The sequence below is a fragment of the Rhodococcus sp. C26F genome (assembly GCF_053345925.1).
On sequence record NZ_JBKFBA010000057.1, the window covers coordinates 14,823 to 21,183 of the forward strand.

Consider the following 6,361-nt stretch of genomic DNA (forward strand, 5'->3'; position numbering starts at 1 on the left):
GAGGCCGCCCGTCCCGGAAGGGACGGACGGCCTCTCGAAGAGTGCTTACCGGACTCGACTCAGCAGTCGAAGTACAGCTGGAACTCGTAGGGGTGCGGACGCAGGTTGACCGGAGCGATCTCCTGCTCGCGCTTGAGCGAGATCCAGGTCTCGATGAGGTCGGTGGTGAAGACGCCGCCCTCGGTGAGGTACTCGTGGTCGCGCTCGAGGTTGTCGATCACGGCCGACAGGCTCGTGGGGGCCTGCGGGATGTTCTTGGCCTCCTCCGGCGGGAGCTCGTAGAGGTCCTTGTCGACCGGAGCGAGCGGCTCGATCTTGTTCTTGATGCCGTCGAGGCCGGCCATCATCTGCGCCGCGAAGTTCAGGTAGGGGTTACCCGAGGAGTCGGGAGCGCGGAACTCGAGGCGCTTGGCCTTCGGGTTGTTGCCCGTGATCGGGATACGCACGGCGGCCGAACGGTTGCGCTGGCTGTACACGAGGTTGATCGGAGCCTCGTAGCCCGGCACCAGGCGGTGGTACGAGTTGATCGTCGGGTTCGTGAAGGCGAGCAGCGACGGCGCGTGGTGCAGGATGCCGCCGATGTACCAGCGGGCGAGGTCGGACAGACCCGCGTAGCCGGACTCGTCGTGGAACAGCGGCTTGCCGTCCTTCCACAGCGACTGGTGCACGTGCATGCCCGAGCCGTTGTCGCCGAAGAGCGGCTTCGGCATGAAGGTGGCGGTCTTGCCGGCCTTCCACGCCGTGTTCTTGACGATGTACTTGAACAGCTGCAGGTCGTCGGCTGCGGAGAGCAGCGTGTTGAACTTGTAGTTGATCTCGGCCTGGCCGCCGGTGCCCACCTCGTGGTGGCCGCGCTCGAGCTCGAAGCCGGCGAGCTGCAGGTTGGTGGAGATCTCGTCGCGCAGGTCGACGTAGTGGTCGTACGGAGCGACGGGGAAGTAACCACCCTTCGGGCGGACCTTGTAGCCGCGGTTCGGGGTGCCGTCCGCGTTGTACTCGGCGCCGGTGTTCCACGAGCCGGAGATCGAGTCGAGCTCGTAGAACGCGCCGTTCATCTTCGAGTCGTAGGAGACGGAGTCGAAGATGTAGAACTCGGCCTCGGCACCGAAGAAGGCGGTGTCGGCGATGCCGGTGCTGATCAGGTATTCCTCGGCCTTACGCGCGACGTTGCGGGGGTCGCGGCTGTAGGACTCGCGGGTGAACGGATCGTGGACGAAGAAGCTGACGTTCAGGGTCTTGGCGGCGCGGAAGGGATCGATGCGGGCGGTCGTCACATCGGGGAGCAGGAGCATGTCCGACTCGTGGATGGACTGGAAACCCCGCACGGAGGATCCGTCGAATGCCAGGCCGTCCTCGAAGACGTCCTCGTTGAACGCCTTCGCCGGGATCGAGAAGTGCTGTTCGATGCCGGGCAGGTCCGTGAAGCGGATATCGACGTACTCGACGTTCTCTTCCGCGATGTACTTGATGACCTCTTCGGCCGTGGTGAACGCCACGCTTGTGCTCCTTCAGTCGGTGCGCGCCATGGGTGCTGGGCGCCTGCGTCGGATCAGACGTTATGGATCTGGTGTTGCCCGTCCATCAAGCCTATGTTTCGCGGGTGTTACACGTGCTTTCGTCCTGCTGTGAGGTCGAAAAGGTGGTATAAGTCACCGCGGCCAACACGGGTCGACGCTGGTCCGCCCATGAGAGCTTATCCTGGTGCCATGGCACGCATGACGGGCAGTTGGCTTTCCGGGCCTGCTGCGGCGCTTCCCAAAGGTCTCCAGCAGGAGCAGGACTATCCCGGGCAACTGCTCGGCCTCCCCGAACACGGCCCCGGTTCCATGGTGCCCACCGTCCGCCGGGTACTCGCCCTCGCGGTCGACTGGTTCATGTCCATGGCGATCGCCGCCGGCCTCGTCGGGGGCAACCCGCTCGAGAGTCCGCTGCTGTCGTCGTACACCCTCATCATCTGGTTCGTGGTGGGCGTGGGATGCGTGAGCCTGTTCTCCTTCACCCCCGGACAGTTCGTCGCCGGGCTGCAGGTCGTGCGGGTGGACGCCCCCGTGCGGGTCGGCATCGTGCGCGCGCTCGCACGTCAGGTGCTGCTGGTGTTCATCGCCCCGGCGCTCGTCACCGACATCGACGGTCGCGGTCTCCAGGATCGCGCCACGGGCACCGCGGTCGTGCGTTCGCGCTGACCCGCCGGAAACCTCCGACTACATCGAAGGCCGCCTTCGTCCCCGGGACGAGAGGNGGCGGCCTTCGGCGTAGTTCGGAAGATCAGCGGCGGCGCATGGTGCGCTGCACGCTGCGCATCTTCGCGCCGGCGGGAAGCGGGCCCTTGGGCATGGCCGGCCCGGACTTCTTCGTGCTCAGCGCGGACAGGCGACCTTCGATGGTGTCCATCCGCTTGGTATCGATGTTGCGGGGCAGCTTGTTCAGACGCTTCTGCAGCTGGGAGAGCTGGATCTGGCCCTCCTCGTTGCCGACGACGAACTCGTAGATCGGGGTGTCGCCGACGAGACGCGCGACCCGCTTCTTCTCCTGGGCCATCAGGCCCTTCACGCGACCGGGATTGCCCTCACCGACGAGGATGATGCCGGGACGTCCGATGACGCGGTGCACGGCGTCGAGCTGGGTGGTACCCGCGACCGCCTGGCTCACGCGCCACGCGCCCTGCAGGTTGTCGAGCGCCCACGCGGCCGCACCGGCCTGGCCGTCGGCCTTCGCGTACACGCTCTTCTGCACGCGGCGCCCGAAGATGATGAAGGCCAACAGGACGCCGACGAGGATGCCGACCGGCAGCAGGAACCACTGGATATCGAAGATCAGGCCGACGAGGAAGAACACCACGATCGAACCGACGAGGGCACCGATCATCCACGGCAGGAGTGCCTTGTCCTCCTTGCGCTGGATCTGGAACGCCTGCCACAGCTGGGTTCGACGCTCCTTCGACGCCTGCTTGCGTGCGGCCTTCGCCGCGGCCTTCGCTTCCTTGTCGGTCTTGCTGCCCTTCGCCATGTACTCAAGGATACGGCCCCGTTGGTGGCACGTTTACCACCACCGGGGCCGCCTGAGGACCTGCCGCGACGAGCGGCGCGAGGTCAGTTGCCGAAGCGCGCGAGAACGGCGCCGGCTTCCTGGGACGCCGTGCCCTCCTCGGCGAGATGCGCCTGGTCGGCGGGAAGTTCGCGTCCGTGGTGGGCCATCGCCTGCGCGTACAGGCGACCGGCGCGGTACGACGAACGCACCAGCGGACCGGCCATCACACCGGCGAACCCGATCTCGCGGGCGGTCTCGGAGTGATCGACGAACTCCTGCGGCTTGACCCAGCGCTCGACCGGATGGTGGAGCGGGGAGGGCCGCAGGTACTGGGTGATCGTGATGATGTCGCAGCCGGCGTCGTGCAGGTCGTGCAGCGCTTCGGTGACCTCCTCGGGGGTCTCGCCCATGCCGAGGATGAGGTTGGACTTGGTGACCAGCCCGAAATCGCGGGCCTGCCGGATCACGTCGAGCGACCGCTCGTAGCGGAAGGCCGGACGGATGCGCTTGAAGATCCGCGGCACGGTCTCGACGTTGTGCGCGAGCACCTCGGGACGCGACTCGAAGACCTCCTGCAGCAGGTCGGGCTTGCCGTTGAAGTCGGGGATGAGGTTCTCGACGCCGGTGCCCGGATTGAGCGCGTGGATCTGCTTCACCGTCTCGGCATACAGCCATGCGCCGCCGTCGGGCAGATCGTCGCGGGCTACGCCGGTGATCGTGGAGTAGCGCAGACCCATCGAGCGGACCGACTCGGCGACACGGCGCGGCTCGTCGCGGTCGAGCGCGGCGGGCTTACCGGTGTCGATCTGGCAGAAGTCGCAGCGACGGGTGCACTGCTCGCCACCGATGAGGAATGTCGCCTCGCGGTCTTCCCAGCACTCGTAGATGTTGGGGCAACCGGCTTCCTCACAGACCGTGTGCAGACCTTCGCGTCGCACCAGGCCCTTGAGGTCGGTGTACTCCGGGCCCATCTTCGCCCGGGTCTTGATCCAGTTGGGTTTGCGTTCGATCGGCGTCTGCGCGTTTCGGGTCTCGATCCGCAGCAGTTTGCGTCCTTCTGGGGCCACAGTCACGCACTCGATCGTACGCCGCCGGTCCCGCCCGGACCCGGCGGGTGCGACCGCCCCTCAGAACCGGTGCGTCGTGAATTCCGGGGTGGTGGTGGGAATTCCGGACGTCCCGACCGCCTGCTCGAAGGTGACACGCTCGATGTCGCACTCGGTCACGGGGATTCGGCCGTCGAGAGCAGCGATGACGGCCTCGGTGACGGCCGGGATCACGTCGTCGACGGTGACCTCCCGGCCGAGTTCGCCGGTGAGCGACGCGACTCCGGCGTCGCGGATGCCGCACGGGACGATCGAGTCGAACGCGTCGAGAGCAGAATTGCAGTTGAGAGCGAAGCCGTGCATGGCGACCCCGCGCTGCACGCGGATACCGATCGCGGCGATCTTGCGTTCGGGGAGCCAGTGCCCGTCGCGCAGCTCGGCGGGGAGCCAGACGCCGGAGCGTCCCTCGACACGGCCGCAGGTCAGGCCCATATCGGTGCAGACGCGGATCAGACCCTGCTCGATGCGACGCACGTAGCCGACCACGTCGATCGGCTCGGCGAGCTTGACGATGGGATAGCCCACGAGCTGTCCGGGGCCGTGCCAGGTGATCTTGCCGCCGCGGTCGACGTCGATGACGGGCGTGCCGTCGGTGGGGCGATCGCCGTCCTCGGTGCGGCGCCCGGCCGTGTAGACGGGCGGGTGTTCGAGCAGCAGCAGAGTGTCGGCGCCGATGCCGTCGGCACGCTCGTTCGCGAGTTCGCGCTGCCTCTCCCAGGCCTCGAGATAACCGAGGGTTCCGAGACGCGCGACGGCGACGGGAGCCGAATCGGAACGGGCGGAAGACGAGGGATCACTCATGTTCCTGAACTCTACGCCGCACCACAGGGGAAGGGCACCCGCTGTGGCGCGGACGCCNGCTGCGGTGATGCCCCCGTCGGAGGTCGTCGGACGGATAGTCCGGATCCGGAAACCTACAGTCCCAGATCGGACTCGAACGCGCCCTCCTCGAGACGATGCTTGATCGTCTTGAGGAAGCGGCCCGCGTCGGCACCGTCGATCAGGCGGTGATCGTAGGTCAGCGGCAGGTAGCACATCGAGCGGACGCCGATGGACTCGTTGCCGGTCTCGTCGATCACCACGACCGGACGCTTGACGATCGCGCCGGTTCCGAGCATCGCGGCCTGCGGCGGCACGAGGATCGGGGTGTCGAACAACGCGCCTTGGCTACCGATGTTGGTGATGGTGAAGGTGCCACCGGCCAGCTCGTCGGGCTTGAGGCCACCCTTGCGGGCACGCTCGGCGATGTCGGCGATCGCGCGGGCGAGCTCGGCCAGCGACAGGTCGCCGGCGTTGTGGATCACCGGGGAGAGCAGGCCCTGCTCGGTGTCCACCGCGATGCCGAGGTGCTCGGCCGCGTGGTAGGTGATCTCCTTCTTGCCGTCGTCGAAGGAGGCGTTGACGTTCGGGTGCGCGCGCAGCGCCTCGACGACGGCCTTGGCGAAGAACGGCAGGAAGGTGAGGTTGACGCCCTCGCGCTCGGAGAACGCCTTCTTCGCCTGGGCCCGCAGCTGGGCGATCTTGGTGACGTCGACCTCGAAGGTCTGGGTGAGCTGCGCGGTGGTCTGCAGCGACTCGAGGGTCTTCTTCGCCGTGATCTGGCGGATGCGGTTGACCTTCTGGGTCGTTCCGCGCAGCTTGGCGAGCTCGGGGCGCACACCCGGAGCCGGACCGGCCGGAGCGGCAGGCTTCTGCTGCTCGCCACCGGCGGCCTTGCCACCCTCGGCGGCGGCGAGGACGTCCTGCTTGCGGATGCGGCCACCGACACCGGTGCCCTTGACCGTCGACAGGTCGACGCCGTGCTGCGAGGCGAGTTTGCGCACGAGCGGGGTGACGTACGGGGTCGCACCGCTCGGGGTGGACTCCTCCTGAGGCGCGGGCTTCGGGGTCGTCGCCGCGGTCCCGACCGGCTTCGGTGCGGGAGCCGGGGTGGCCTGCTCGACCTTCGGGGCCTGCTGCTGTGCGGCGGGCTTCTGCTCGGCGGGCTTCGGAGTCTCCTGCTTCGGCGCGGGCTTCTCCTCGGCCGGAGCGGACTGCTGGGCCGGGGCCTCGCTGCCGATGACGGCGAGCTGTCCTCCGACCTCGACGGTCTCGTCCTCCTGCGCGGTGATCTCGGCGAGGATGCCGGCGACCGGGGAGGGGATCTCGGTGTCGACCTTGTCGGTGGAGACCTCGAGGAGCGGTTCGTCCACGGCGACCTCGTCGCCGACGGCCTTGAGCCAGCGGGT

General features: G+C 67.6%; 6 protein-coding genes. 1 reads left to right on the plus strand and 5 read right to left on the minus strand.

The window, feature by feature from the left end; genetic code table 11:
• Positions 1 to 59: 59 nt before the first annotated feature.
• Positions 60 to 1,496, minus strand: coding sequence for a type I glutamate--ammonia ligase (gene glnA, locus ACLBYD_RS28395; protein WP_447819061.1), 1,437 nt, complete (start codon positions 1,494 to 1,496; stop codon positions 60 to 62).
• 210 nt (positions 1,497 to 1,706) lie between these two features.
• On the opposite strand from glnA, the gene ACLBYD_RS28400 reads away from it, so the two are divergent.
• On the plus strand, positions 1,707 to 2,183 hold the full coding sequence (locus tag ACLBYD_RS28400; protein WP_016694972.1) for an RDD family protein: 477 nt from the start codon (positions 1,707 to 1,709) through the stop codon (positions 2,181 to 2,183).
• An 82-nt stretch (positions 2,184 to 2,265) separates the two neighbouring features.
• On the opposite strand, the gene ACLBYD_RS28405 is transcribed toward ACLBYD_RS28400, so the two are convergent.
• The 4 genes from ACLBYD_RS28405 to sucB all read right to left on the minus strand — a co-directional run.
• Positions 2,266 to 3,006 (minus strand): DUF4191 domain-containing protein, encoded by a 741-nt coding sequence (locus tag ACLBYD_RS28405; protein ID WP_033097792.1) that lies wholly within the window; start codon positions 3,004 to 3,006, stop codon positions 2,266 to 2,268.
• Positions 3,007 to 3,089: 83 nt separating this feature from the next.
• Positions 3,090 to 4,100, minus strand: coding sequence for a lipoyl synthase (lipA, locus tag ACLBYD_RS28410; RefSeq protein ID WP_024101310.1), 1,011 nt, complete (start codon positions 4,098 to 4,100; stop codon positions 3,090 to 3,092).
• A 54-nt stretch (positions 4,101 to 4,154) separates the two neighbouring features.
• The gene (lipB, locus tag ACLBYD_RS28415; protein ID WP_258261243.1) at positions 4,155 to 4,934 is read right to left on the minus strand and encodes a lipoyl(octanoyl) transferase LipB; all 780 of its coding nucleotides are present in this window, start codon (positions 4,932 to 4,934) and stop codon (positions 4,155 to 4,157) included.
• Positions 4,935 to 5,047: 113 nt separating this feature from the next.
• Positions 5,048 to 6,361 (minus strand): 2-oxoglutarate dehydrogenase, E2 component, dihydrolipoamide succinyltransferase (gene sucB, locus ACLBYD_RS28420; protein WP_447819062.1); only part of this gene is annotated, 1,314 nt, incomplete at its 5' end.

Bases quoted from the DNA above. Each gene is read 5' to 3' on its own strand.
- ACLBYD_RS28400 (WP_016694972.1), top strand. From the start codon at position 1,707: ATGGCACGCATGACGGGCAGTTGGCTTTCCGGGCCTGCTGCGGCGCTT.
- ACLBYD_RS28405 (WP_033097792.1), bottom strand. From the start codon at position 3,006: ATGGCGAAGGGCAGCAAGACCGACAAGGAAGCGAAGGCCGCGGCGAAG.
- lipB (WP_258261243.1), bottom strand. From the start codon at position 4,934: ATGAGTGATCCCTCGTCTTCCGCCCGTTCCGATTCGGCTCCCGTCGCC.